Source organism: Microbulbifer aggregans, assembly GCF_001750105.1.
Classification (GTDB): domain Bacteria; phylum Pseudomonadota; class Gammaproteobacteria; order Pseudomonadales; family Cellvibrionaceae; genus Microbulbifer; species Microbulbifer aggregans.
On record NZ_CP014143.1, the window covers coordinates 3,218,158 to 3,242,670 of the forward strand.

Genomic DNA, 24,513 nt, shown 5'->3' on the forward strand with positions numbered 1-24,513 from the left:
TCCTACCACCTATCTTCAACCGCCTTCACTGAGCCGCACAAAGCGCAGATCCGGAAAATCGTAACTGAAGTCCACACCGCGCGACTGCGGCTGCATTGTCAGCACCAGAGTGCCGCTCTCATCGCGCTCTGCACGTACCCACGCATCAGCATCGAGGCTACGATCATCCCACTTCACACTCCAGACACCCGGTGCCGCAGCACGCATGCTACCGGCAAGCCGTGGTGATTTCAGTGATCTCCAGCGCAAGCCTTCATTGCCCTGCTCAATCTCAATGGCACCAAACCAGGGATCGCGATAACTGCCGATGACCTCCGCATCGCCGACGTCCGCCATACTCTCTGGCGCCGGTAACAGCTCCGGCTCAACGGGCTCGGCTGCGCCGCCGTATAATTCCTGAAAATACGCCAGCCAGTCCCGCTCCTCGGCGCCGAGGTAAGGCTTCAACAGTCCGTAGATAAGGGCCTGACGGGCTACCCCCGCACTACGATTCATCAGCACCACAATCGCCAGTTCCTCCTCGGGAACCAGCGCCGCCCAGGCATACATGCCCGATAGCGAACCGGTATGGTGGATCACCCGCTTGCCGTGCATGTCCTGGACCCGCCAGCCCAGCGCATAAGCATAAAAATGCCCCGCGTCCCGCTCCGAGCGCGAGGCAGAAAGCGGCATCAACGTGACCGGGCGCCAGAGTCGATCGCGGGTTTCCTCGCTGAATAGCTGTACGCCTGCGGGAGAAATCCCGCCGGCGAGAAACGTACGCAGCCAGGTCATCATATCGCCGGCACTGCAGTGCATTCCGCCAGCAGCCGCGAGCACAATGGGTTCGTCACCGGCCAGGTTCGGCGTATCCACCACCAGACCCTGCTCTTCCAGCCGATGTGGATCCGCAAGGTTATTTCTCGCGGATCGCGGCACCGGACCTGCGAAGCAATGCTCGAGGCCAAGCGCCTGAAGCAGTCGCTTCTGCACAAAGTCTTCGTAACTCTGCCCTGACACGGCAGCGATCAATTCACCGGCGACGATATACAGAAGGTTGTCGTAGGCATAATCCGCGCGAAAGCTTCGCGTGATTGGCAGATATTCCAGACCGGAAAGCACATCGGCGCGATCGAAATAGTTTGGCTGCGGCCAGAGCATCAGGTCTCCAGCACCGGGTCCCAGGCCGGAGCGATGGGTCAGGAGGTCGACGACGCGGAATTCCGAGGTCACCCAGGGATCGGCAAGCTTGAAGCCGGGCAGGTACTCCACCACCCGGCTATCCCAGTCGAGCTTTCCCTCCTCCACCAGCAACGCCAGCGCTGCAGTGGTAAATGCCTTGGTAGTCGACGCAAGTTTGAACAGGGTTTCCTCATCTACGGGGTGTGGCGTTTCCACATTGGTAACACCAAAGCCGCGCAGTAGCACCGGCTTACCCCGATGCCACACACCCACTGCGGCTCCGGGCACCCGCTCTTCTTCCAGCACCCGCTCCACCAGGGCCTCGACCTCGCCTGAGGATGGCGGGGAGTCGCCGCATCCGGCGATGAGAAGAGTGAGGAAGGCTGCAAATGCCCTTATTTTCATTATGTTACCCCTGTAAGTAAGGCCCAGGAGGCCCTGAAATTTGAGCGACTTTCTTATTTAGCCTTATTTAGCCTTATTTGGCTTATGCGGCCGGCTTCTCGATCATTGCGATTCAAGCTCAACGCCAAATTGAACTTCACGACACCAAACAGGAATCCTTGACGGCCTCTCTTTGGTAGAATAATTTATCAACTCATAAAATCAGTGTAAATATAATTTATTCCAAGCTAGAACTGCCGAATTATTGACCAAGCAGGCCAGCAACCAGGCAGGTCGATACAAAGGGAGCACCCCGTGTCCTCACCTAACCTCTCGCGCAAACTATCACTCGTGTTTTCTGCCGTGTTTACCTTTTCCACCCTGAACGCCAGTGCGGCGACTACCCTCCAGGATGTGCAGCAACTAGTCAATCAGGGCCAATACAGTAATGCTCGCAAACAGATTGAACGCCTTCTGGAAAACGAGACGCTGAAGCCGGAGCACCATCAGCTGAAGTTTGAAGCGGAACGGATGCGGCGCATCGAAATGGAGTTCACGCTACAGCGCAATGAACTGCTGACTTCTATCCAGCGATATATTCCAGATGCCACCGAGGAAGATGTGGATGCGTGGGACAAGGCGGGCCTGCTGGAATCGAAGGTGATCGATGGAGAGCGCCGCTTCTTTGGCAAGACAGCTTACAACCTGGTACACATTTCTGATACTGCAGCAGCACGAACCGCGGACTACCGCCGCTTCACCGACAAGGCGCCCCTGTATGAAATCCACCCACACCACCGGGAGATCATCGGTGCCGATGAGCCAGTCCGTCGGCGCATTCGCGTAAGCTATTCACTGAGCGTCGATCCCGATGCAGTACCCGCCGGAGAAACCGTACGCGCATGGCTGCCTTTCCCCAAGCCTATTGAAGGCCGCCAGGAAAATGTCTCCCTGCTCGCCTCCTCTCCATCTCAATATGTCATGGCACCGGAAGCACAGCCGCAACGCACTATTTATTTCGAAAAACAGGCGGAAGCGGGTAAACCGGTGGAGTTTGCGGTGAGCTATGAATTCGACAGCATCGCCAAATTCACACAGATCAACCCCGAACTGGTCACTGTCGTCAAACCCACAGAGGCACTCGTACCCTACCTGCAGGAACGTGCGCCCCATATCCAGTTCACCCCATCCCTTCGCACCCTGTCAGACAGAATTGTCGGCGACGAAACCAATCCTTACCGCATCGCGCAAAAACTCTTTGCCTATGTCGACAGCATCCCCTGGGCAGGTGCCCGGGAGTACTCCACCATTCGCAATATCAGCCAGTATGCCGCGGAGGCAGGTCACGCGGATTGTGGCCAGCAAACCCTGCTCCTGATCACCCTGCTCAGAATGAACGGTATCCCAGCACGCTGGGAGTCCGGCTGGGAGTTTTCCCCCACATCCTTTGACACCATGCACGACTGGGGAGAGTTTTACCTGCCTTCTTACGGCTGGATGCCAATGGACGTCACTCATGGCAAGCTTGCCGGTAAAACGGCTAGTGAGACCTGGTTCTACCTGGGCGGTATCGACGCCTACCGCCTGATTTTCAATAGTGACTACAGCCAGCCTTTCTATCCAGCCAAGGAACACTTCCGCTCAGAAACGGTTGACTCACAGCGCGGTGAAGTGGAATGGCGCGGCGGTAACCTCTATTTCGATCAGTGGGATTACAGCCTCGAATGGGAAGTGGTGGACCAGGGCTGAGCTACCCGAGAAATCAGCAACGAAAAAGGCCGGAACCCCAACAGGATTCCGGCCTTTTTCGAAAAGAGATATACCACCCCAAAAAAAATCAGCTGCTCCGGGCGAGAAGACCGCTCACCAACCCTTCCACAAGGTGCAACTGGCCAGAGCGGAACAGCAGCCTTTGCATGTCCTCATTCTCATCCGCAGGCACCACAAAGAGGCGAATATCGGAGTGGATACTCGCTGCATTGTAGTTATAGCGGGTCAGACTGAGCACCTTCACACCGTGCTCCCGGGCATGGTTGGCCACGTCCACCAGCGACTCCTCACCGCCAAAGTCGCAGATAATGCAGAGCAGGTCCTCATCCCTCAGGGAGCTCGCCATGCGATGCTGCACCTGTTCACCCTCCACGAATACCGCCCAGCAACCTAGTTCCAGCAACTGATGAGTGAGGTATTTTGCAACAGCGACAGAGCCCGGGCAGGCAGAAACCTGGATACAACGGGCACCGCGAATGGCAGCAATCGCTGCCGCAAGATTTTCAGCCTCATTGATTCCGGCGGTATTCTCCAGTACTTCGAGCTTTTTCTGCCCGAGCTGACTGAGGGGATTGTCCGGCTGACCGAAATGGCCCTCGCCACCGCCCTGCCCCGACTGGCTACGCGCGGATTCGGCATAGGTCTCATATACCGCGAGCTTGAGACTGGGATACCCCTTGTAGCCGAGCTTTTGTGAAAATTTCACCACACTCGACTGGCTGACACCCACCACATCCGCCAACTGTTGCGAGGAGTAGTCTCGCAACAGCTTGGTATTCTCCAGAATGAAATCAGCAAGCTTGCGCTCGTTGACCGACATCTGGTCGCGCATCGCGCGCATCTTCAGTAAACATGTCATGCTCTGGGGCTCCGCTGGATGGTTTGCCGCCGATCTTTAGACCAGCAGCTCCAGCCCTTCAATTTTTTCAATACCCAGTCCCGGGGTTTCATTGAGAATGATATCCGCATCCTTATAGGTTGCGCCACCGATCACCGGATCGTACTGACACAGAGAGGGAACATCGAGATCGAGTTTGGACACTACCGGTGACTTGGCCGCGGCCATATGTGCCGCCGCTGAAACGCCAATACTGGTTTCCAGCATGCAGCCAACCATACACTCCAGATCATACAGCCCCGCCAGGTCGGCGATCTTCAGCGCATTGGAAATACCGCCGGTCTTCATCAGCTTGATGTTGATGATCTCTGCAGCATGACGCTGGATCACATCCATGACCTCCAGCGGACCAAATATACTTTCGTCCGCCATAATCGGCGTCTTCACCCGCTCGGAGATGTAGCGCATGCCCTCGAGGTTGTTGGCCTTCACCGGCTGCTCTACCAATTCGAGGATAACGCCCGCCTCCTCCAGACTACGAATCGCCATCACGGCCTGTTTCGGGCTCCAGCCCTGGTTCGCGTCCAGGCGCAGCAACGCCTTGCCCTTGACCGCGGAGTAAACGGCCCTGATTCGCTCGATATCAAGGCGGATATCCTTGCCCACTTTGAGCTTCAGGATTTCAAAGCCACGCTCCACTGCACTTTCAGCATCGGCCACCATCTTGTCGATGTAGTCGACACTGATCGTAATGTCGGTTGTCAGGCAATTCTCGCCACCTCCGAGAATTCGATACAGGGGGGTCTCGTAACTCTGGGCGAAGAGGTCGTAAAGAGCGATTTCCACCGCGGCCTTGGCGCTGGTGTTGTTGATCATCGCCCCACTGATTTCCCGCGTCAGGCGGTTGAGTTCAGAAACCTCACGATTCAGAAGCAAAGGGGTGAACACCGTCCTGACCGCCTCGATGACGGAGCCGTGGGTATCACCAGTAATCACCGCCGTCGCGGGGGCGTTACCGTATCCGATATGGCCGGTATCAGTCTCCAGCATGACCACTACGTCTTCGACACACTCCACTGTGCGCAGCGCCGTCTTAAATGGCGTGATCAACGGCACTTTGAGCATGCCCAGCTTCACATCAACAATTTTCATGGCGGTACCGTTCAAATAATGGTTTTTATTGCGTAGATGCTGTCGACGAAGTCCATACTGCGTCCCAGCCAGAGAGGCTTTAACGGCGTCACGGATACACCCGAAAGGGTCCCGGAGTAAAAATCGCCTTCGCTATTGAAATAGCTAAGCCCAGTCACATCATGAATAACAAAGGGCTCACCATCCACGTGCCCGATGTACATCATCACATGCCCTGGGATATAGATAAGGTCACCCACTTTCAGCTCTTCCAGAGCCTGCAACTTTGCCTCACGACTGGCATCGCCGAGGCGACGTGTCGGCGCGAAATCACTGCGGCCTTGCTGGCCAGAGTTGCGCGGCATCAGGATGCCAAAAGACTTGTAGACTTCTCCAACGAAGCCGGTGCAGTCCCGACCGTTGTAATCGTGGCCCCAGCCATAGCGCTCACCGAGAAATTTGAAAGCCTGCTCGATCACCTGGCTTGGCCGGTACTCCAGCGGGCCGGTATGGACATCCTGGCTGCGGGCAATCAGCGCCGGAGTGAACTCCAGACGCCCTTTCGCGTCGCGCACCGGTAGCTTCACCACGTAACTGGCATAGGGATTTTGCCCATTGACGCTGTGGCCGACCTCACCTGCAGTCATCAGTGGTAAGGACACCCCCATATCCAGAACAACTTCGGAGGTCCTTGGGTCGACGGGGTTGTAGTTGGTTTTCACCTGGGAGCCGGTGACCATCAGGCGCGCATCAGCGCCCTGCCAGCCCTCGATTTCTGCCCGATCGCCTACCGCCACGGCGGATTTCGGTAACCAGGCCGCGTAGTGATAGTTGACCGCGAACCACCACTTGCCATCAGCGCTCTCGTGTAACAGCGCCAACTGCTGGCCCGGGAAAACGCCGGTCTCCTGCAGGCGGTCCAGGTCGGTATCATCAGGGTGCTTGTAGATTCGGGTGTGGGTCGGATAGCTGCGCATACTCGCACGCTGCACCACCATCCCCCATTGGACAGCAACCGCTTCTGGCAGCTCGTGCCGCTGTACCGCGGCCTGCCAGGCCTCGTAGTCGGCATCGGACACCTGGCGACCATCGCCATGGTAACGGGGCGACGATGCCGGTCGACTCACGCCATCGATCAGCGCCAGGACACCCGCCCTGGGCAGGCTGGCCGGGAATGCTTTCAGCTGGTGGAGATGCTCATCCCGAGACAGGTTGGCGGCGTTGAACTGCCGGATCTTCTCGGCGGTGAGGCGGACGGAATCATCCTCCAGCCGCGAGAGCCAGAACTCAGCGGAAAGCATTTCCTCCCGCACTTTCGGGACGTCAGATATAAATGTGGATTCGCCCCCCGGCGAACCTACTTCAACCCCGCCACTGACAGCGGGAAGCGACAGAGCCAACAGCAGCCCCGCCAACGTCATTGTTATTCTCATCTATTCGCTCCAGCGCCTTCCGGCAGATCTGGCCGCTCAGCATCCCAGACCGCTCAACTTCTCAACGCCTCAACACCAGTAGGGTTACCCCTGCGAGAATACATTATTCAAATCTTAGTAACAACTTTGAATAAACCTGTAAGCGGCAAAAAAAAGCCGGCACAGAATGCCGGTAACAACAATGGTGAGAAGACGACGGGGCAGACCTTCGCCCCAGCCTGCTCGATGGGAACCCGATAACACTGCAAACGCCGATAAAACAACACTTCGATGGCGCATGCGCCCTAATACCAACATCGCAATCCGGGCGAAATGGACACCGGCATCCAGGGAACAACATGGAATAAACTATTTTTCTTTGTGTGGACGGTCAAGAATTTTTTAGTTTTAATCGTGGAATGAAAGGATTGAATCCACGACCCGCTTGGCGCAAAGTTCAACAAGAACAACCTATCGCTGTGGCCGATTGACCTTAATTCGATCGGCCAAGGGAAGGGCTTACACTGGCCCCACGTCGATAATAATGAAGAAAATCACCATGCAGCCGATTCACGACCGCTGGCAGAATCTCGTCAGCCTGTTGATGGTGTCCATGATGGGCGCCGCTGTTCTCACCCTGCTGCCACTGTGGGTCGGTGGCCTCAGTGATCAGGGGCTCTTCTCCGAAACACAGATTGGCTGGCTCGCCGCTGCCGATGTGATAGGGATCTTCGCCAGCTCAGCCTCAGCCATTTTCTGGGTTCGTCGAATTCCATGGAAGCAGGTCACACTCGCCGGACTAGGCCTGTTCTTCACCGGTAACCTGTTGAGTCTCGGCACCACGGAATTCTCCCTGTTGATGGGATTCCGTATTCTCGCCGGCATCGGTTGCGGCGCGGCCTACGCAGTAGCACTGGCAGGACTTGGTGATCATCGCCGCCCCCCTCTGGCCTTTGGCCTGATGGTCACCGCTCAGGTGACCTTCGGCACCATCGGCTTTTTTGTCGTACCGCGCATCATGGAGTTATGGCAGGTCAATGGCTTCTTTCACTACCTGAACGGCTGGTTGGCGGCCACGCTGCTGCTATGCACCCTTTTCTTTCCCCGCTCAAAGCGGAGCGCAGCTGAATCAGATGCTGACGGCATCACGTCTTTGCTCCATGGCAAGTCCCTGCTGGTCTTTGCCACCACCGTCGTTTATTACTGTGGCGTTTCCGCGGTGTGGGCCTACCTCGAGCGGATTGGTGTCGATATGGGTCTTGCAGGTTCACAGGTCGGAGACCTGCTGGGTATCGGTTTTGCCATCAGTGGTCTGGGCTCGCTGGCAACGCCCCTGATCAGCCGGCTCGTCGGCCGCGCCCTGTCTCTGGGGATTTCCATCGCGATTCAGACGGTCACCATGGCTCTGCTGATGGGCGAGCATAGTGGAAGTGGCTATATGCTTTACGCAGCCACATCCATCGTCTTTCAGTTTTTCTGGAGCTTTACCATCCCACTGTTGATGGACCAGTTTAACCGAGTCGACGATACCGGTCGCTTCATCGTACTCTGCGCCAGCGCATTCAAAGTTGGCGAAATCATCGGCCCTCCCCTCGCAGCCAGCCTGATCGGACCGTTTGGCTACACCGGTGTCCTGGCCCTGGGTATCGGCAGTGTTCTCCTCGCCCTTTGCATGGCACTGGTCACTGAAACCCGCTCAAACCAATCCATTGCGGTACCGGCAGCGGGGACCCTGTGAGTTACCCGCAACTACAGAAGCTGATACTCGGCCTCACTGCTGTGACCATCTTCAACAGCAGTGCTGCTTGGGCACAGCCGATGGCAGGCAGCGATCCCTTTGCGCGGCTCACGCAAGCGGAACTGGGGCTCGGAGCCTTCCGCAGCGCCAATGGCACGCCCTCTGCCAATTACTGGCAACAGCAGGTCGATTACGACATCGATGTCTCGCTGATGCCTGAGCAGCAGCGACTGGAAGCCAGTGCCGTCGTGCACTACCACAACCGCTCGCCGGATACGCTCAACAACCTATTCTTCGCCCTGGACCACGATGCACTGAAGGGCGCCAGCGCCGCAGAGTTTCGCCTGCTGGCCAGCGGTGAAGCCGCGCGACCGGTGGCAGTGGCCAGAAACCAGAAGACCACCGGTTTCGCTATCGAATCCGTGCAGCGCGCCGATGGCGGAACCCTGGGCTGGAACGTGAGCGACACGCTGCTGCACATCCGCCTCCCCCACCCGTTGGAGAGCGGAGAAAAGATTGCCCTCTCCATGCAATGGAGCCTGCCACTCACAGATAAGCAGGCAACGACTGTACGCAGCGGCTACGAAACCCTGGACGATGGCAAGCGTATCTTTGTTGCTGCGCAGTGGTTCCCCCGCGCCGTGGCCTACACCGACTATGCCGGCTGGCAGCTGAAGCCCTTTCTGCAGCAGGGTGAGTTTTCCACTGAATTCGGGCGCTATCGTGTGCGGATCACTGCGCCGGAAAATTTTGTTATCGCCGCCAGTGGGCAGTTGCGGAACCCGAAAGAAGTGTTGGATCGGCAGCAGTTCCTGCAGTGGAAAAGTGATTCCACCGAAGAGCGATGGATTGTGAATGAGGCGCTCGCAAACCTTAAACGCCGACAGACTACTGAGGAAAGTAAACAGTGGTTTTTTACTGGAGAACAACTGCGAGACTTTGCGTTCTCGGCCTCGGCAAGCTTCCATTGGCAGATTAAACGCGACAGCAAGGGCCGACGCCTGCAGCTTTTTTATCCGCGCGAGGCAGCCTCGCTCTGGAGCAAGTTCGGCTTGCCGGCAATTGACCACACCCTGCAGGTATTTGATGAGGCCACTGTTCCCTTGCCACTTGAAACCATCAGTGTGGTCAATGCGGCCGGCATCGGCATGGAATACCCGGGCCTGGCCACCATCGCCACTCGCCCGGAGCGCATGGAGAACACGAGGGAGCCCTCGACCGAGGCAAGCGAACCTCTTCCCCCCTGGGACGCTCTGACAAAATACGACTTTATCGGCAGCATCATTCATGAGGTGGGACACAACTACCTGCCCATGGCCATCAACACCGATGAACGGGAATGGGCCTGGCTGGATGAGGGCCTGGTCAGCTTCATCGAATATCGGGCCGAGCACGCATGGGAAGCGAACTTCGATGTTATCTACGGTGAGCCACGCTCGGTCGCGGGCTATATGGCTTCGCAGGCCCACCAGCCCATCATGACATCCGCTGACAGTCTCGACCGAAAAATTGCCAACGCTTATAACAAGACCGCCAGCGTTCTCAATATGCTGCGCCACTTGGTACTGAGTCCGGAAGACTTCGATCAGGCACTGCGTCGTTTTGCTGTCGACTGGCAGGGCAAGCGTCCCACGCCCGGGGATTTCTTCCGGGCAATGGAGAGTTCTACGGGAACAGATCTGAGCTGGTTCTGGCGCAACTGGTTTTTCGACGCAGCTTCAATAGATTTTTCCGTCCTGGCACTGATGGAGAACGGGACTACCCTGCCCCAGCGTTCGATAGATCAGCCCGAGCCCGCGGCACTCGCATATACCGCAGGAAGTATCAGCCGGTTTGTCGTGGATCAGCAACCTGACCTGGCAGATACCTACACTAAAACCCTCATACCAACAGAAGCCTCCGAGAGAATCGAGACACCTCTCCCGGCACCAACCGAACACAGCCGCTGGTACCAGCTCACCATTGCCAATAGCGGTCTAGGCCTGTTGCCAGTACCCATACGGCTTACGACGGCATCCGGCCGCGCCTACCGGCTGCAAGTGCCTGCACAGACCTGGATGCGGACCGAAGAAGGCAAACTGTCGCTGCAGTTGCCACTGCCAGAGCATGAGTCCCTTAGCGGTATCTGTATTGATCCCCTGTGGCTGACACCGGATACCGACCGAAGCAACAACTGTATTGAGATGGATCCATCATGAAAAAACATCGCCACGCACAGCGGCTCCTATTGCCGCTATTCACCGCCCTGCTTCTACCCCTGAGCGCCGCAGCGGAATCCCAACAGCCAGAACAGAGCATGGCCAGCAAGGTCATCTCCCAGGCGCTCAAATGGAATAACGGGGAATACCGGGTCGGCACCGCTGAACAGTGCATGAACTGGACGCGGGAAGTACTTGTCGCCGCCTGCGGCGCTCACTTTGCCACGCTGGAGACACAGACCCCGTGGGATGCCCACCTGCTGGGATCAGGGGACAAGCTGCTACCAGAGCATGTCGATTCTCTGGCAGCCGATGAGTTCGGAAAGAAAGTCACCCGCATCGGAGACCTGCAGCCCGGTGATCTCGTCTTCCTGAAGAATACTTATGGCAACTGGGCAGAGGGTGTCCTGACCCACGTGGGCATCGCCCTCGGGGATGGCACCTATATCCATCGCATGACCTCCAACGATGGCATCGTGAAAATTGATCCTATTCCGTCCAACGATTTCGACTCGGGTATTCGACTGAAGGAGTCTCTATGTCATTCCGAATAAAACGCCCCCTGCGGACAGTTTCCCTGCTGGGAGCCGCCTGCGCACTCGTGCTGACAGGCTGCACCACCGGTGGTATCGACAAGCCTCGGGGCAACGGCTACAAAATCGAGCGGGTGCAATCGGAAAATGCCAGTGAACGGGTACGGTTCCTGGTGATGCACTTTACTACTATCGATTTTGACCACTCCCTGAGGGTGCTCACTCAGCCGAGCAGCGCACCGGTCAGTTCGCATTACCTGGTGCCCGAAAATAATGACCCCACCTACCCCCATGATGACCTGAGGGTATACCAGCTGGTAGATGAGGATCGCCGGGCCTGGCATGCGGGGCCGGCACGGTGGGAGGACCGGTACCAAATCAACGACCAGTCCATCGGTATCGAAATCGTCAATCGGGCCCACTGCCACCCGCCGGTGGAGACCTCCACCGAGGAAATCGGTGAAGAAATCTGCTTCTTCCCGGAATTCGACCCCGAGCAGATTGACCTGGTGATTGCCCTGTCCAAGGATATCCTTGCGCGCTATCCCGATATCACCCCTACCCGCGTGATCGGCCACGGTGATGTAGTGCCCCAGTACAAAATTGATCCGGGCCCCCGTTTTCCCTGGCAGAAACTGGCAGAGGCCGGCATCGGTGCCTGGTACGAGGAGGAGGCAGTCAAACGCCATATGGATTACCTCCAGGGCAATACCAGCAGCGACCGCGAGAGTATCCGCCGACGCTTCGCGCAATGGCTAGCCGACTATGGTTACGGTATCGATCCGGAAACCGCCAGCGAAGACGACATCACCCTGTACACGCGGGCTTTTCAATTCCACTTCCGCCCCTGGAAAGTGGACGGTGAGGTAGATAACCATTCCCGCGCCATCCTGCTGGCGCTGCTGGAAAAGTATTTCCCCAGCAAGTTGAGTGGCTATCCGGAGCTGAAAGGCACGCTTGTAGCAGAGCTGGACAACAGGGAATAGCTTTCCACGCAGAAACAGGGCCGTGTGACCGGCGTCAGTTCATCCTGCGCCGGTCATTGAAGTGGAGGAAACCGACGGTGAAACCAATCCTTAGAACCTTCAGGGCGCAGCTGCTTGCTGCGCTGTTACTACCCGCCATTTTCCCCGGCACGGCTTTGGCAGAAAGCGTTAAAGGCACCGACGCGCTGCAACTGCCCTACTGGAAGCAAACCGAGAATCGCCATGAGCCCGAGCGTACCTGCTCGCTAACGTCGCTCGCCATGGTCACTGATTATCTGGGGCTGACCGATCCGGCAAAGAACGGCCGCACACCGGATTTCCTGTTCGAACAACTGAATGGCGTGCGCCAGACAGTCCCGGCACTGCAGGATGGTTTCAACACACTGGCCAAGAAAAACGGCAGCGACCTGCGGGCATACAGCAAAACCGACGGCACCATCGAGGAGCTCCGGGAGGCTTTGGCCGCAGGTTACCCGGTCATCGTCCATGGCTGGTTCACTCCCTCCGGACATATCGTCGTAGTCACCGGTTTCAATGGCCGAAGTTACACCGTCCACGACCCGAACGGCCGCTGGGATCTCAAGAAATGGGGTGGTTACGATACGTCGGTTTCCGGTGAGGATATGCGCTACCCCCGGGACGCTTTTGAGCTGGCCATTAATGACAACGGCACCGGTGACGATCTCTGGCTGCATATTTTCCGGTGAAGCTACAGCCTGTCACCGGCTTCCAGGTCGTCCCGCCTTGATTTAAGTGCCTTACGGACTTCCTTGATGACTGCCACTGCATGCGGATTGTCCCCATGGACGCAGATCGTATCCGCCTGAAGCGGGTAACGTCCGCCATCACTGGCTACCACGTGGCCCGCGGCAATATTTTTGACCTGTTCAACCACCGCTTCCGCATCCTGCAGCACTGCCCCCGTCTCACTTCGCGGTGTCAGGGTGCCATCGGGCCGATAACGGCGGTCGGCAAACGCTTCGAACAGTAGCGGAACCGAGTACTCGCTGGCGATTGTCTCAAACTTTTCCCGCTCGGGAGTCGCCATCAGCATGACCGGGATATCCAACTCCATCTTCCTGACCGATTCCAGTATCGCCCGGTATACCTCCTCTTTCCCCATCATGTCGTGATAGAGAGCCCCATGGGGTTTGATATAGGCGAGCTGTGTGCCCTCCGCTGCGCAGAGCCCCTGGAGGGCGCCGGCCTGATAGAGCACCATTGCGGTCACTTCTTCCGGCGGACAGGCCATGGAGCGACGACCGAAACCGACCAGGTCCGGATAGGAAGGGTGCGCGCCGATCTGGACGCCATGAGCCTTCGCCAGCTGTACGGTTCTGTGCACCGTCAGCGGGTCGCCGGCATGAAAACCACAAGCCACATTCGCCATATCGATATAGGGCATGACCAGGGCCTCATCCACCAACTGCCAGTTACCGTATCCCTCACCCAGGTCACAATTGAGCTTGATCACCCCTTTACTCCATGGCTATCAGTCATTTTCATAAATCCGCGGTACCCGTTCAGTAAGGCCTGTCAACAGTTCATAGGCAATGGTGCCCGCGTGAGCCGCCACGTCCGCTACCGGCAGCGCACTGCCCCAGAGGGTCACTGGCGCTCCGACCTTTGCCTCCGGTAAGTACGTGAGATCGACCGCCAACATGTCCATCGACACCCGGCCGACCAGCTGGGTTTTTCGACCTCCCACCATCACAGGAGTACCAGACGGTGCATGGCGGGGGTACCCATCGCCGTAACCACAAGCCACGATACCGAAGCGGCCCGGCCCAGGGAAATGGTAATCGCAACCATAGCCGACACTCTCCCCCGCACCGATCTGACGCTCGGCAATTAACCGCGACTCGAATTCCATACTGCTTCGCAGCTCCGGATGCCGGATGCCATCCAGGCGTGGGTTGACACCCCACAACATGATTCCGGCACGGTTCCAGTCACGACGCGCGCCGGGCAGCGCCAGTAATGCTGCGGAATTGGCAATACTGGCCGCTAGAGCCTCTCCTGCCAGCGCGGAATCAAACCGCTGCAACTGAACCTCGTTGCACTCGCGCTGCGGTTCGTCCGCGCAGGCCAGGTGGGTCATCAGGGTAATCTCGGCTTGCGGCGCCACAGCCCGCAACCGCCGGTAAATCGCCGCAGCCTCCGGCCAGGAAAACCCGAGACGCCCCATCCCGGTATCGATCTTCAGCCACAGGGCGAGATGGCCTCCCTCGGGTTCCTGCGCCAGCATGTCCAGTTGGTAAGGGCTGTGGATGACAATATCCAGGCGCTGCGAGATGGCCTCCCGCAGAGCGGCACGATCAAAGACACCCTCGAGCACCAGCAACCGGCCCTGCACACCTGTGCGCCGCAAAACCAGCGCTTCCTCGATGGTTGCCACGCCCAGGGCGTCAGCCCCTGCCAACGCTTCGCCGACGACCGCGAGACCGTGGCCGTAGGCATTGGCCTTGATGATGGCCACGGTCCGGCCGTCACCCAGGGAGCGGGCGAACTGATAATTGTGGCGGATAGCATCCAGGTTGACCCGTGCCTGCAGTGGACGACTCATGATATTGATTCCGGGATAAGTGCCGGCGTGGCAATCGTAGGGGGTTTGGCAGAATCCAGCGTATCGCTGTTGCTGCCAATCAGGTGACGGAGCTCATCGATCAGGCTCTGCCCGTGGTCCGCTGGTAGGCCATCTTCGGTTGGCGTGGCCGCACCGGTGACTCCGTCGACGATGCCCGAAACATTCAATGCTTCAAGCAGCTGCCACAGGGAGAGTTCCGGGAACAGGTCTCGGTCCATGTATGCCGAAGCCAGGGCCACTGCACCATAGACGCCCCAATTGGAAACATCCGCGATCACCAACTGATCCGTCGCAGAAACCGCCGGCTCGATATCCAGCTGCTGTAAAGCGGTACCGACAGCCCCCATACCCAGTTCATTGCCGCCGTCGGCGAACGCCAGGCTCGGGCAGGAACAGAGAGAGAGCAGCGCCTCCCAACCGTGAGTCCTATCGCTGATATTCTGCCGACGCATGTTGTAGTGATTGCCGTCGGCCGTGACACCGGGCACTTCAACGAAAACCACCAGTGTGGGACGGAAGTGACCCACCGCAGTATGCAGCCACGAGGCCGGATCGCCACCCTCTGCCAATTTATCCCGTGCGCCAAGCACTTCTCGTTCGAGATTCAGCAGAGCGGCAGCCTGCCCCAACTGCGAGAGAAAGCCCGGTGCGCCCAGTACTGCAACTTCGGAACCGAGTCGCTTCATTGCCGAGGCTAGCAGCAGTGCACCAGCCGGGCCATCAGTCTCAAAGGTATCACCCACCGGGAAGCCACTAATAATCAGCACCCGCGCCCGGTGCCGCAACATGCTCCTCACGGCAGTCTCGAGATAGCCGGTCTGCCAGGCACTGCGCAGCCATCCCATGCCTCGCCGGTCCAGGCGCACCAAGCGCTCTTCGATCTCCAGAGCGAGCGCGCATGGGGTTTCAGCACGGAGATCAGTGTTCACGGGCGGCGCCCAAAAAGAATTGCCGCTGCTCAATCAGCAGGGCCTGGGACTCTGTCAGTGTGCCGGGCACAAACTTCACCTTACTGCCGGGCCGCGCCTGGGCCAGCCAGTCCAGGTCCACAGAGTAGACATGGCCCAATTTGGGGTAGCCGCCGATGGTCTGGCAGTCGCGCATCAGGACAATCGGCTGGCCACTGGCGGGCACCTGCACGACACCGGGGCACACCGCCTCCGAAACCAGATGTCCCGGTACTTCTGGCAGTGGATCGCCAGACAAGCGGATACCCATGCGATCAGAATCCGGCGCTACCTGGTAAATCTGTGAAAAAAAATTGTCTCTGGTCGCTTCGGGAAATTGCTCAAACTGATTCGAGGCAACCAGGCGCAACTCCAGCTGATCGGTATAACTGCGCTGAAAATCCACCGGCGTCTGGCGTAGCACGCCATCTGAATCTCCGCGATAGGGCAACTGATCTCCAGTCTGCAGCGGTGCACCATTGAGCCCTCCCAGGGCTTCACCGACGGTGGTGGCCCGACTGTTCCAGACCTGAGGGCTATCAATGCCACCGGCAATAGCCAGGTATCCCCGGATGCCAGTGCGCGCCATACCCGCTTGCAGCAGTGCGCCCGCGGGAACACGGTGAGACGCCCAGGACTGCAGCGGTTCGCCATTGAGCTGCCAACCGCAATCCGCTCCGGTCACGGCGATACGGGTAGCGGAACGGAAACGGATCGCAAAAGGACCGAGGCAGATTTCCAGTAACGCAGCGCCGACCTCGTTACCCAGTAACAGATTGGCCCAGCCTGCGGCATGGGTATCCAGAGCACCGCCGACACTGACGCCCAGATGCTGCTGTCCGCGGCGCCCACTGTCCTGAATCAGGGTCAGAGGGCCGCCCTTCTCTACGGTGGCAAAGTCAGTCATCCAGCACCCCGCCCAGCTCGAGATAAGTCTCTCTGTTCACCGGCCTGAAGCGCACGCGGTCGCCGACCTGCAGCAACACTTTCGGTGGATTCTCCGTGCGATCAAATAGTGCGAGCGGACAGCGCCCGATCAGATTCCAGCCACCGGGGGACACACAGGGATAGACCGCGGCCTGGGGGCCTGCGATGGCGACTGCGCCTTCGGGCACACGCCGTCTCGGCGTATCCAGTCGCGGTACTTGCAGTTTCGGCGGCGTGTCACCCATATACGCAAAGCCAGGGCGGAAACCGAGTGCGTAAACTCGGAATTCCGTGTCGGCATGAAGGCGGATCACGTCATCGACAGAGAGACTGGCGAATTTCGCTACCCGCTGCAGATCGGGCGCCACCTCTGCACCGTAAAAAACCGGCAACTCCACTCTTCGTGCAGAACCGGCGCTGTCGCCCTGGCCGTGCGTGGCGATGTCCGATTCAAAGGATTCCAACAGAGAGGTCAGGCGCTCGGACATGACCGCCGCATCGCTCTTCAGGACATCGTAATAGACGGTAATGCTGCAATAGGAAGGCACCACATCGGTCGCCCACTCAGCGAGTGCTTCCCTGAGAAAATTTCCAACCAGTTGGATGCGTCGCAGAATCGCCTCACTCGGGTTTTCTGCCAGGTAAATGGTGATCGACTCATCCCCTGAGACCTGTAGTCGCCACATAAAATCAGCTTGCACTCCCTACCAATCCAGCTGCTCGCGCGCGGTCAAACCTGCCAGGGATTCATTGAGCTGATCCGTAATCAGCATATGACCCGGGCTGTGCGTTATGCAGAAATCCAGGCCCGCGTTACGGACGGCCTCAATGGCGGTGACGCCGCAGGCCCAGAAGGCGGGCACCTCCCCCCTGCCAATCCGAACTGGATCGCCAAAGTCTGGCCGCTGAATGTCTGCGATGCCCAGTTCTGCGGGATCACCGGCAAATACCGGCGCTCCGTGCACCAGCGGATAGCGGGTGCAGATCGCATGTGCCTGGTCGAGCGCCTCGGCGGGAAACGGGCGCATGCTCACCACCAGGCGGGCCGCAAAGTGCCCCACCGACTGACAGCGGCGTACCGTCCGGTACATGGGGACGTTGCAACCCTCGGTCACATTACGCACTTCCAGTCCGTGACTTAATAAAGCCTCTTCAAAAGAAAAGGAACAACCCAGGACAAAGGTCACCAGGTCATCGCGCCAGTGACCGCGGATATCAGTTACCTCTTCCGGTGCGCCGCGGGATGAATGCAATTGGTAGCGGGGTACATCGGTACGGATGTCGATATCCTCGCCGAGGCTTTGCAGCAGGTACTCACCCGGCTGTGATCGGTAAAGCAGTGCACAGGCGCGGGCATTGGCATCACAGAAAGCCTCAAAATCGTCGGCGTGAGCAGCGGGCACGATGGCAATATTCGCCTGTACGAAGCCCGGAGCCAGCCCCGACGTGGGGCCGGTAAAATGTTCCGCCCGGATCTCTGCCCGTATCTCCCTGGGACGGCGCTCTTTCATGCTTCAACCCTCGCGATGTCCCTCGCCACACCCCATTGCCCGTCTCGACAGGTGGGATGATGATCCTGACGGATAAAAGGCTGCCCCGCCTTCTCCAGCGCCAGTCCTGCTCGGAGTACTGCGGCATCGGCATAGGGCTTGCCCACCAACTGGATGCCTGTGGGCACACCGTTGTCAGCAATACCGCTCGGCATGGACAGTACCGGACAACGGCTCAGGGTATTGAATGGATAAGTCATGAACCAGCCCTTGACCGGGTCAACCGGCTGCCCATGGACGCTGACCTGATCACGACTGTAATCAAAATCTGCCGGCACATTGGTGGTACAGACCGTGGGGCACAACAGGAAATCACAATCCCGGAACACACGCTCCAGCTCCTCCCACATATGCTGGGCATAGCCGTGGGCCCACAGAACCTTCTCCGGCGTCGCCTGTTCCGAAAGGGAGAAATAGTGACGCGCATAGGAAGTCAGCTGGTCACGAAAATCGGGGTGATCGAACTTCTGTCGCAGCATATGCCCCATCTGCGCTCCCTGGTGGATCTGGGCGGTACGGATGCACCTGTCGTCCCAATCCAGCGAAACCATATCGACCTCGGCGCCGAGACGCCGCAGCTGTTCGGCGAAGTGCAGCGTATTTTCACGCACGGACTCCTCGATCGGGTAAAAACCCAGATCCAGAGATAGCCCGATGCGCACGCCCCGCAGGTCCAGCGGTTCCGACGCCACCACTTCCTTGGGCAATTGTGACATCAGGTCTACAGGATGAGGGCCGGCAATGAGGTTGTAGAGTAGCAGCGTGTCGCGGACGCTGCGCGCCAGCACGCTATGGTGAACGTAGGGATCTACATTGTAAGGCGGTATCTCCGGCACACGCCCGTAGGAAGCCTTGAGCCCTACCAGGCCACACATGGAGGCCGGAATTCTCACCGAGCCACCCATATCGGTGCCATTGGCAATGGTACAGAAACCGGCGGCAACCGCGGCGGCGGAACCACCGGAGGAGCCACCAGGAGTAATGGCCGGGTTCCATGGGTTGCGGGTAACGCCCCAGAGGTCAGACCAGGTAAACGCCGCCACGGAAAATTCCGGTGTCGCCGTGCGTCCGCTAAACACCGCCCCGGCAGCCTGAAGACGCTCCGGCACCGGATCGGTCACATCGGCGCGGTTGTCCCGCATTAGCCGGGAGCCATTGGTGGTTATTTCACCCTCGATAAAGGTTTCATCCTTGATCGCGGTATTGATGCCCTCCAGCGGCCTGGCTTTACCACTTAGGTAGGCTGCCTCTGCCTCGCGAGCCTGCTCTACCGCACGCTCCATGTGAAGCGCGGTAAAGGCATTGATCTCTGCGCCAGAGGATTCGATGCGCTCTGCCTGTGCGTTCAGGATTTCCACCGGCGAGAGCTCGCCATTTCTGAAAAGCCGAATCGCTTCACAGGCATCGAGATAACACAGATCCTCGGACATGAAACACCCTGCTGTTATTGTTGGAGAAGGTTCAGTCCAGTTTGCGCAAAGTGATGCTGTAGCTTAAGTGACGAACTAATGGCGCGACCGATAGGCCAGAGCAAATTCCGCACACGCCAATAGTTTTCTTCGCCGGGAACCTGACTCAGCCGCCACTAACAGTTTTCATTTCAACGGTCTCTTCCTCCGACTCAACGGTGACCGGCAGGCTACCTGTGGGCAGCACATCGCTGATCAGTGCAGAAGCCAGAGCACGATATATCGGTCCCTGGAAAAGATCGTCGGCACCGATAAATGCCTTGTAATCAAAAGTCGCCAGATGCAGGTCGGCGAGGCGGTGGAAGCGGGCCGCCTCATAGGGCGAGCGCATGGTGACAAATACCGTCTTCTGCCCCCGCGCACGGGCAATCTCCAGGCCGCGGCTATAGGTTTCGTAGAGATCCTCCAGAGCCATGGGCGGACGGCGTAACCTGCCCAGGTCCTCCATTCCCCCGAGTTCAACCGCACTCTCACCGGGAACGATACTTGCCACAATCAAGACGTCACCGGTACTGCCCGGCAGCTCCTCCAGCACGGTGTGCGGATCAAGCACTTCGACCGCCGCTTTGGAGACCCCTTCGAGGGATAGCCGGAACGCCTCGCCCACCGCGGGTGTGGGGGCAATCACCTGGATTTTTTTCGCTTTATTATCGAGTACTGGCAGTACACCCTCAGCCGGAGGATAAATGGCACTGACGGCGGCACTGGCCAGCTCATCCGCCAGCTGGGCATGTTGCGGATCTGCCAATACCTTCGCCGCGCTGTCGCGTTTCTGCGATGGGCTGGCGGCAATCCACTGTGCGTCAATGTAGTCTTTCTTCAAGGACTCAATACGAGCCAGGGAAGTATCGATTTCCGCTTCTGAAAGCTCGCCGTCCAGTACCGCATTTACCGCCCGGTCAATAATTTCATCGAGGCGCGCGATGTCTTCCGGGAAACGGATTTTCAGCGGCATCAGTGCGATATCAGCGCCGGCAGCAAACGTTTTGACCACCGCCTCCTCGACCGAGAAGTAGTCACTGATCCCCGCCATACCGAGCGAGTCAGTGACAATTACGCCCTCATACCCCATCTCATCGCGCAACAGGTCAGTGAGAATTCTGCGGGAGAGCGTTGCCGGCACCACGATCTCCTCACCATCGCGGGAATGCAGGGTCGTATCGTCCAGAGCCGGATACTGAATGTGCGCCGTCATGGTGAGTGCAGGTTGCGCCTGCTCGAAGGCCTCCGTGAACGGCAGCAGGTCAGTGGCCCGAGCCTGCTCCAGCGGCCGATCGACACGGGGCAAACCGGTATGACTGTCTACCGAGGTATCACCGTGCCCGGGGAAATGCTTGACCGTGGCCGCCACCTGGCGCTGCTGAAACGCCTGAATCGCGGCAATCCCCAGCTCCGCCACGACTTCGGGCTTCTCGGAATAGGAGCGCACATTGATCACCGGGTTGTCCGGATTGCTGTTGACATCGAGGGTCGGCGCGAAATTGACATTGAAGCCCAGAACCCGCAGCTGTTCAGCCATGGCCTCGGCGGTCTCGCCGGCAAAACGATCACCATGAAGCGGATAGGTCGCGCCGATTGCCATGTTGCCTGCGAAAGCCACCGCTTCGGCACGCGGCAGGCGATGCACCCTGCCCCCTTCCTGGTCGATACCAATCAGTAATGGGCTGCCGAGATGGGAGGACGTCGCTGCCGCCTGCAGGTCGCTGTTCAAAGCGATGATCTGGTCGGCACTCTCCAGATTATCCGCGAACAGGATGATGCCACCGATGCCTGTATCGCTGATCATCTGCCCGAGTGCTGCCGGCAGCTCTGTCACCGGCTCCGCACAGCGCCCGCGGTTTTCCTCATTCCGCTGCTGATCCGGGCAGAAATAGCGGATATCCAGCATGATCTTCTGGGCGATCTTGTCTCGCAGGATCTGGGTCCGCTGTTCGGTTGCATCATTGCCACAGGCGCCGATAGAGCCCACAAGTGCCACAGCTGTGGCGAGGGCCCCGGAGCGGCGCAGGAGTTTCGAAAGACGGTTGGGCATCATCGGGGATAATCCATTATTCGCTATTTAAGACTTTGGAATATTTTATTCTGCCGGAGAAGCGACGGGCGCACAAGCAGGTGATTATCAATGAGTGCGGAGCATCACAGCATGCCGGACCGGCACAAAAAAGGGCCGGACAGGCCGACCCCAGATCAAGGAGGAGTTCTACTTTTGCGCTATGGCTGGAGCAGAACTCTAGGGAAAGTTAATTCAGCCATGAATGGCGCCCAAATCGCCTAACTCCGACCTGGGCGCCCCACTCATTTAGAAGTCATAAGACAGGTTCAGGCCAATAGTACGGGGCGTCGCGTTGAAGATCCGACGACCGAGAACACCACCAGATTGACTGGAAACGATTGGATCATCATTCAGCAGGTTGCTCACCCAAAGGCCTGCCGCAACCTTGTTGAATCGCATACCAGCGTTGGCATGGAACAGGGTGTATGAAGGACGCACCCATGGTGTCCAGGTATCTTTGGTCACCTCACCGGTTGAGGGATCGGTAATCAGCACACTGTCTTCGCGGTCGGTATTGGTTTCATCTACATAGCTACCACGCAGAGACGCCCAGAGAGGGTATCCTGCAAGCTCACCACTATAGTTCACACCGAAGTTATGCTTCCACTTGGGTGAACCACCGAGCAGGTCACCCTCTACCCAGGTGCGGCAAGCGTAATCATCTCCCGTGGAGCCGCCGGTGTTCTTATACATGCAGTGAGTCAGAGTATCGGTAAAACGGCCCTCTGTCGTTGCCGTGGCGTAAGAGAAAGACCAGTTGTCGTTCAACTTGTAGCGAGAAGAAAATTCCCAGCCCTTGGTTTCCGCATCCGGACCATTCTCGGTACCGTTAATCGGGAATCCAAACTCAACCGCCTGCGAACGGTAGGTCTGCGGGTCGTTCCAGCTCATCATGTAGACATTGGTCTGCAGATACAGCTGCTGGTCAAAGAAATAACCCTTCAGACCCACTTCAAAGTTGTCAATGGAATCCGGCTCGTAAGACTTGGAGTCTTCTGCCACCTCATATCCGGCGTAGTCGCGGAAATTATTGCGACCACCGCGACGGAAGCCCTGTGACAGGGTTGCATAGGCCAGGATGTCCTGATTGATGTCATAGGAAGCGTTAAGCTTAAAGAAGCTCTTGTTGTCTTCCCCACCCTCGGTATTGAGATCCTGGTCCGGTAGCGCAAACGTGTGATCAAGCAAAATGGTGTGACGCTTGTCCTCGTAGTTAAATACGCGCGCACCTGCGGTTACCGTCAACTTATCGGTGAAGTTATAGGAAAACTCACCAAAAACTGCATCTTCAGAGTAAGTACCCCGATAGTCTTCTTCGTAGCCAACGTCAGTTACGCTCGCCACACGCTTCCAGGTTAAGGCCTCGTCGATGGTAGGGATGATCTCCCTGAATGCGATGGAGCTGTCTTGCTCCGTCGTGTAAAAACCGACAATCCATTCGTAGCTATCATTGGGCGCAGACACCAGCCGGGTTTCATGACTGAAACCTTCGTAGGCATTATCGAACGTCATATAGGCAGTGATGTTGGTATCCGAAGAACCAAAGCCTGCCCAGCCATAGTAGGCATAGCCCTGGCTGGTGTAATCGGCCTCACCGATGCTGCTGTCTTCAAACTTTGAGGTGCTGGACGTCAGGGTTGCGAAACCCAGATCGACAGAGATATCGAGTGCATCCAGAGAGAAGTCCTTGTCGGCATACTCCTCGTGTGGCGAGATGATCGTGCGATCATTGATTGCGTAGGGCGTTTTGAAGTCCCCAAAGTCCAATGCAGAATAACTTGCATCCGCCTCAGACAGCGGCAGACGGTTTGCACCGCGGGTACCGTGCGCCAGCTGGTCCTGCTGCATATGAGTGAACTTGATATCTATGCTGTCTGTGGGTGCCCACAGCGCTGCAATTTTCGCAGTGGTTACTTCCTGCCAATTATCATCTTCGTAGATGACTTTATTCGGATTGGGATCGCTGATATAGGCATCATCTCCGGTGCGCCATGGCGCATTCGCGGAGCGATCAATATAGCCTGCCTCATCCAGAAACGCGGCAGATGCACGAACGGCAAAGGTATCGGCAATCGGCAAGTTAACGACAAAATCGGTGTCGTTGCTGATGCCGCCCCCATCCACCTGATAAGCCGCAGTATTCACATTGAACTCAAACTCGTCGAGCTTGGGTTCGTTGGTGATGTAGCGAATGGTACCGCCGAGACTACCAGCCCCATACAGAGTACCCTGCGGGCCCAGTAGTTTTTCAACCCGGTTGATATCCTTGATGCGGAAGCCCAGCTTGGGCAGCGGGGTATCGTCGATATAGTAGGCCAGCGTGCTTTTGACGAACTGTTCGAGGTTATTGGCACTAACCGGGGACACGTTGAGACCACGCACAGTCACGGAGTCTGCGAAGCGCGCACCGCTATCAGGCGCACTGATTTCCACACTGTCCTGAATCAGCCGCTTAACATCGGTAATGTTCTGCTCACGCAGGGCTTCACCGGAAATCGCGGTGATGTTCATGGGCAGGTCAGAAGCGGCTGACGCGCGCTTGGTGGCGGTGACGACCAGCTCTTCCACTGCAACGTCACTGCCCCCCTTAAGCTTCTTTTTCTTCCCTTCTTTTTCGTCCGCAACCTTCGCTGTCGAACTTGCCACGGTATTATCTTGGGGCTCTGCGTCTGTTTGGGCATAGACAACGGGTGCCAATGTCAGCGCCAGGGATGAGATTAACAATGCAAGCGGTTTTTTCTTATACGGTAACATACCCTATTCCTTTCGATTCTTTGGAGCTTTAACCGGGCGCTCAAACTCCTCCACCCTTGCCGTGAGCATCGCGCA

19 protein-coding genes are annotated in these 24,513 nt (G+C 57.8%); 6 read left to right on the forward strand and 13 right to left on the reverse strand.

All coding sequences use genetic code 11. The features are described 5' to 3' along the window. Positions 1–15 precede the first annotated feature (15 nt). Positions 16–1,566, reverse strand: coding sequence for a serine hydrolase (locus tag AUP74_RS13975; RefSeq protein WP_083261008.1), 1,551 nt, complete (start codon positions 1,564–1,566; stop codon positions 16–18). Between the two features lie 294 nt (positions 1,567–1,860). On the opposite strand from AUP74_RS13975, the gene AUP74_RS13980 reads away from it, so the two are divergent. Then, positions 1,861–3,294: a transglutaminase-like domain-containing protein gene (locus AUP74_RS13980; RefSeq protein ID WP_083261009.1), complete on the forward strand. Its 1,434-nt coding sequence runs from the start codon at positions 1,861–1,863 to the stop codon at positions 3,292–3,294. Positions 3,295–3,382: 88 nt separating this feature from the next. Here AUP74_RS13980 and AUP74_RS13985 read toward each other — a convergent pair whose 3' ends face one another. The 3 genes from AUP74_RS13985 to AUP74_RS13995 are packed head-to-tail and all read right to left on the reverse strand — an operon-like array spanning position 3,383 to position 6,717. Beyond that, entirely contained in the window at positions 3,383–4,174 is a 792-nt protein-coding gene (locus AUP74_RS13985; RefSeq protein ID WP_069948099.1) for a MurR/RpiR family transcriptional regulator, read from the reverse strand. Between the two features lie 36 nt (positions 4,175–4,210). Further along, positions 4,211–5,305: a dipeptide epimerase gene (locus tag AUP74_RS13990; protein WP_069948928.1), complete on the reverse strand. Its 1,095-nt coding sequence runs from the start codon at positions 5,303–5,305 to the stop codon at positions 4,211–4,213. An 11-nt stretch (positions 5,306–5,316) separates the two neighbouring features. Next, positions 5,317–6,717 carry an NlpC/P60 family protein gene (locus AUP74_RS13995; RefSeq protein ID WP_069948100.1) on the reverse strand — a complete coding sequence of 467 codons (1,401 nt, stop codon included), beginning with the start codon at positions 6,715–6,717 and terminating at the stop codon, positions 5,317–5,319. A 538-nt stretch (positions 6,718–7,255) separates the two neighbouring features. Here AUP74_RS13995 and AUP74_RS14000 point away from each other — a divergent pair. From AUP74_RS14000 to AUP74_RS14020, 5 genes are all read left to right on the forward strand, one after another. Continuing rightward, positions 7,256–8,434 carry an MFS transporter gene (locus AUP74_RS14000; protein WP_069948929.1) on the forward strand — a complete coding sequence of 393 codons (1,179 nt, stop codon included), beginning with the start codon at positions 7,256–7,258 and terminating at the stop codon, positions 8,432–8,434. Next, positions 8,431–10,632 carry a M1 family metallopeptidase gene (locus AUP74_RS14005; protein WP_069948101.1) on the forward strand — a complete coding sequence of 734 codons (2,202 nt, stop codon included), beginning with the start codon at positions 8,431–8,433 and terminating at the stop codon, positions 10,630–10,632. Before AUP74_RS14000 ends, AUP74_RS14005 begins: the two co-directional genes overlap by 4 nt. Further along, positions 10,629–11,186 (forward strand): NlpC/P60 family protein, encoded by a 558-nt coding sequence (locus tag AUP74_RS14010; protein WP_226999808.1) that lies wholly within the window; start codon positions 10,629–10,631, stop codon positions 11,184–11,186. The genes AUP74_RS14005 and AUP74_RS14010 overlap by 4 nt, the downstream gene beginning before the upstream one ends. After that, positions 11,171–12,151, forward strand: coding sequence for an N-acetylmuramoyl-L-alanine amidase (locus AUP74_RS14015; protein WP_069948102.1), 981 nt, complete (start codon positions 11,171–11,173; stop codon positions 12,149–12,151). Before AUP74_RS14010 ends, AUP74_RS14015 begins: the two co-directional genes overlap by 16 nt. A 77-nt stretch (positions 12,152–12,228) precedes the next feature. Beyond that, complete coding sequence (locus AUP74_RS14020) at positions 12,229–12,858, forward strand: C39 family peptidase (protein WP_145924407.1); 630 nt, start codon at positions 12,229–12,231, stop codon at positions 12,856–12,858. A 2-nt stretch (positions 12,859–12,860) separates the two neighbouring features. On the opposite strand, the gene AUP74_RS14025 is transcribed toward AUP74_RS14020, so the two are convergent. The 9 genes from AUP74_RS14025 to AUP74_RS14065 form a co-directional block, all read right to left on the reverse strand. Next, complete coding sequence (locus AUP74_RS14025; protein ID WP_069948103.1) at positions 12,861–13,625, reverse strand: 5-oxoprolinase subunit PxpA; 765 nt, start codon at positions 13,623–13,625, stop codon at positions 12,861–12,863. A gap of 18 nt (positions 13,626–13,643) precedes the next feature. After that, positions 13,644–14,717, reverse strand: a complete 1,074-nt coding sequence (gene alr / locus AUP74_RS14030; RefSeq protein ID WP_069948104.1) for an alanine racemase — start codon at positions 14,715–14,717, stop codon at positions 13,644–13,646. Further along, complete coding sequence (locus tag AUP74_RS14035) at positions 14,714–15,667, reverse strand: glutamate cyclase domain-containing protein (protein WP_069948105.1); 954 nt, start codon at positions 15,665–15,667, stop codon at positions 14,714–14,716. The genes alr and AUP74_RS14035 overlap by 4 nt, the downstream gene beginning before the upstream one ends. After that, complete coding sequence (locus AUP74_RS14040) at positions 15,657–16,592, reverse strand: 5-oxoprolinase subunit C family protein (RefSeq protein ID WP_069948106.1); 936 nt, start codon at positions 16,590–16,592, stop codon at positions 15,657–15,659. The genes AUP74_RS14035 and AUP74_RS14040 overlap by 11 nt, the downstream gene beginning before the upstream one ends. Continuing rightward, entirely contained in the window at positions 16,585–17,298 is a 714-nt protein-coding gene (gene pxpB / locus AUP74_RS14045) for a 5-oxoprolinase subunit PxpB (RefSeq protein ID WP_069948107.1), read from the reverse strand. Before pxpB ends, AUP74_RS14040 begins: the two co-directional genes overlap by 8 nt. A gap of 18 nt (positions 17,299–17,316) precedes the next feature. Beyond that, entirely contained in the window at positions 17,317–18,123 is an 807-nt protein-coding gene (locus AUP74_RS14050; protein ID WP_069948108.1) for a putative hydro-lyase, read from the reverse strand. Next, the gene (locus AUP74_RS14055; RefSeq protein WP_069948109.1) at positions 18,120–19,592 is read right to left on the reverse strand and encodes an amidase; all 1,473 of its coding nucleotides are present in this window, start codon (positions 19,590–19,592) and stop codon (positions 18,120–18,122) included. Before AUP74_RS14055 ends, AUP74_RS14050 begins: the two co-directional genes overlap by 4 nt. Before the next feature lie 145 nt (positions 19,593–19,737). After that, entirely contained in the window at positions 19,738–21,666 is a 1,929-nt protein-coding gene (locus tag AUP74_RS14060) for a glycoside hydrolase family 3 protein (RefSeq protein WP_226999809.1), read from the reverse strand. A 264-nt stretch (positions 21,667–21,930) separates the two neighbouring features. Beyond that, the gene (locus AUP74_RS14065) at positions 21,931–24,330 is read right to left on the reverse strand and encodes a TonB-dependent receptor (RefSeq protein ID WP_226999810.1); all 2,400 of its coding nucleotides are present in this window, start codon (positions 24,328–24,330) and stop codon (positions 21,931–21,933) included. Positions 24,331–24,513: the final 183 nt, after the last annotated feature.

Bases quoted from the DNA above. Each gene is read 5' to 3' on its own strand.
- AUP74_RS14040 (WP_069948106.1), bottom strand. From the start codon at position 16,592: ATGACTGACTTTGCCACCGTAGAGAAGGGCGGCCCTCTGACCCTGATT.
- AUP74_RS14000 (WP_069948929.1), top strand. From the start codon at position 7,256: ATGCAGCCGATTCACGACCGCTGGCAGAATCTCGTCAGCCTGTTGATG.
- AUP74_RS14015 (WP_069948102.1), top strand. From the start codon at position 11,171: ATGTCATTCCGAATAAAACGCCCCCTGCGGACAGTTTCCCTGCTGGGA.
- pxpB (WP_069948107.1), bottom strand. From the start codon at position 17,298: ATGTGGCGACTACAGGTCTCAGGGGATGAGTCGATCACCATTTACCTG.
- AUP74_RS13985 (WP_069948099.1), bottom strand. From the start codon at position 4,174: ATGACATGTTTACTGAAGATGCGCGCGATGCGCGACCAGATGTCGGTC.
- AUP74_RS14060 (WP_226999809.1), bottom strand. From the start codon at position 21,666: ATGATGCCCAACCGTCTTTCGAAACTCCTGCGCCGCTCCGGGGCCCTC.
- AUP74_RS14055 (WP_069948109.1), bottom strand. From the start codon at position 19,592: ATGTCCGAGGATCTGTGTTATCTCGATGCCTGTGAAGCGATTCGGCTT.
- AUP74_RS14050 (WP_069948108.1), bottom strand. From the start codon at position 18,123: ATGAAAGAGCGCCGTCCCAGGGAGATACGGGCAGAGATCCGGGCGGAA.
- alr (WP_069948104.1), bottom strand. From the start codon at position 14,717: ATGAGTCGTCCACTGCAGGCACGGGTCAACCTGGATGCTATCCGCCAC.
- AUP74_RS13995 (WP_069948100.1), bottom strand. From the start codon at position 6,717: ATGAGAATAACAATGACGTTGGCGGGGCTGCTGTTGGCTCTGTCGCTT.
- AUP74_RS14010 (WP_226999808.1), top strand. From the start codon at position 10,629: ATGAAAAAACATCGCCACGCACAGCGGCTCCTATTGCCGCTATTCACC.
- AUP74_RS13975 (WP_083261008.1), bottom strand. From the start codon at position 1,566: ATGAAAATAAGGGCATTTGCAGCCTTCCTCACTCTTCTCATCGCCGGA.
- AUP74_RS13990 (WP_069948928.1), bottom strand. From the start codon at position 5,305: ATGAAAATTGTTGATGTGAAGCTGGGCATGCTCAAAGTGCCGTTGATC.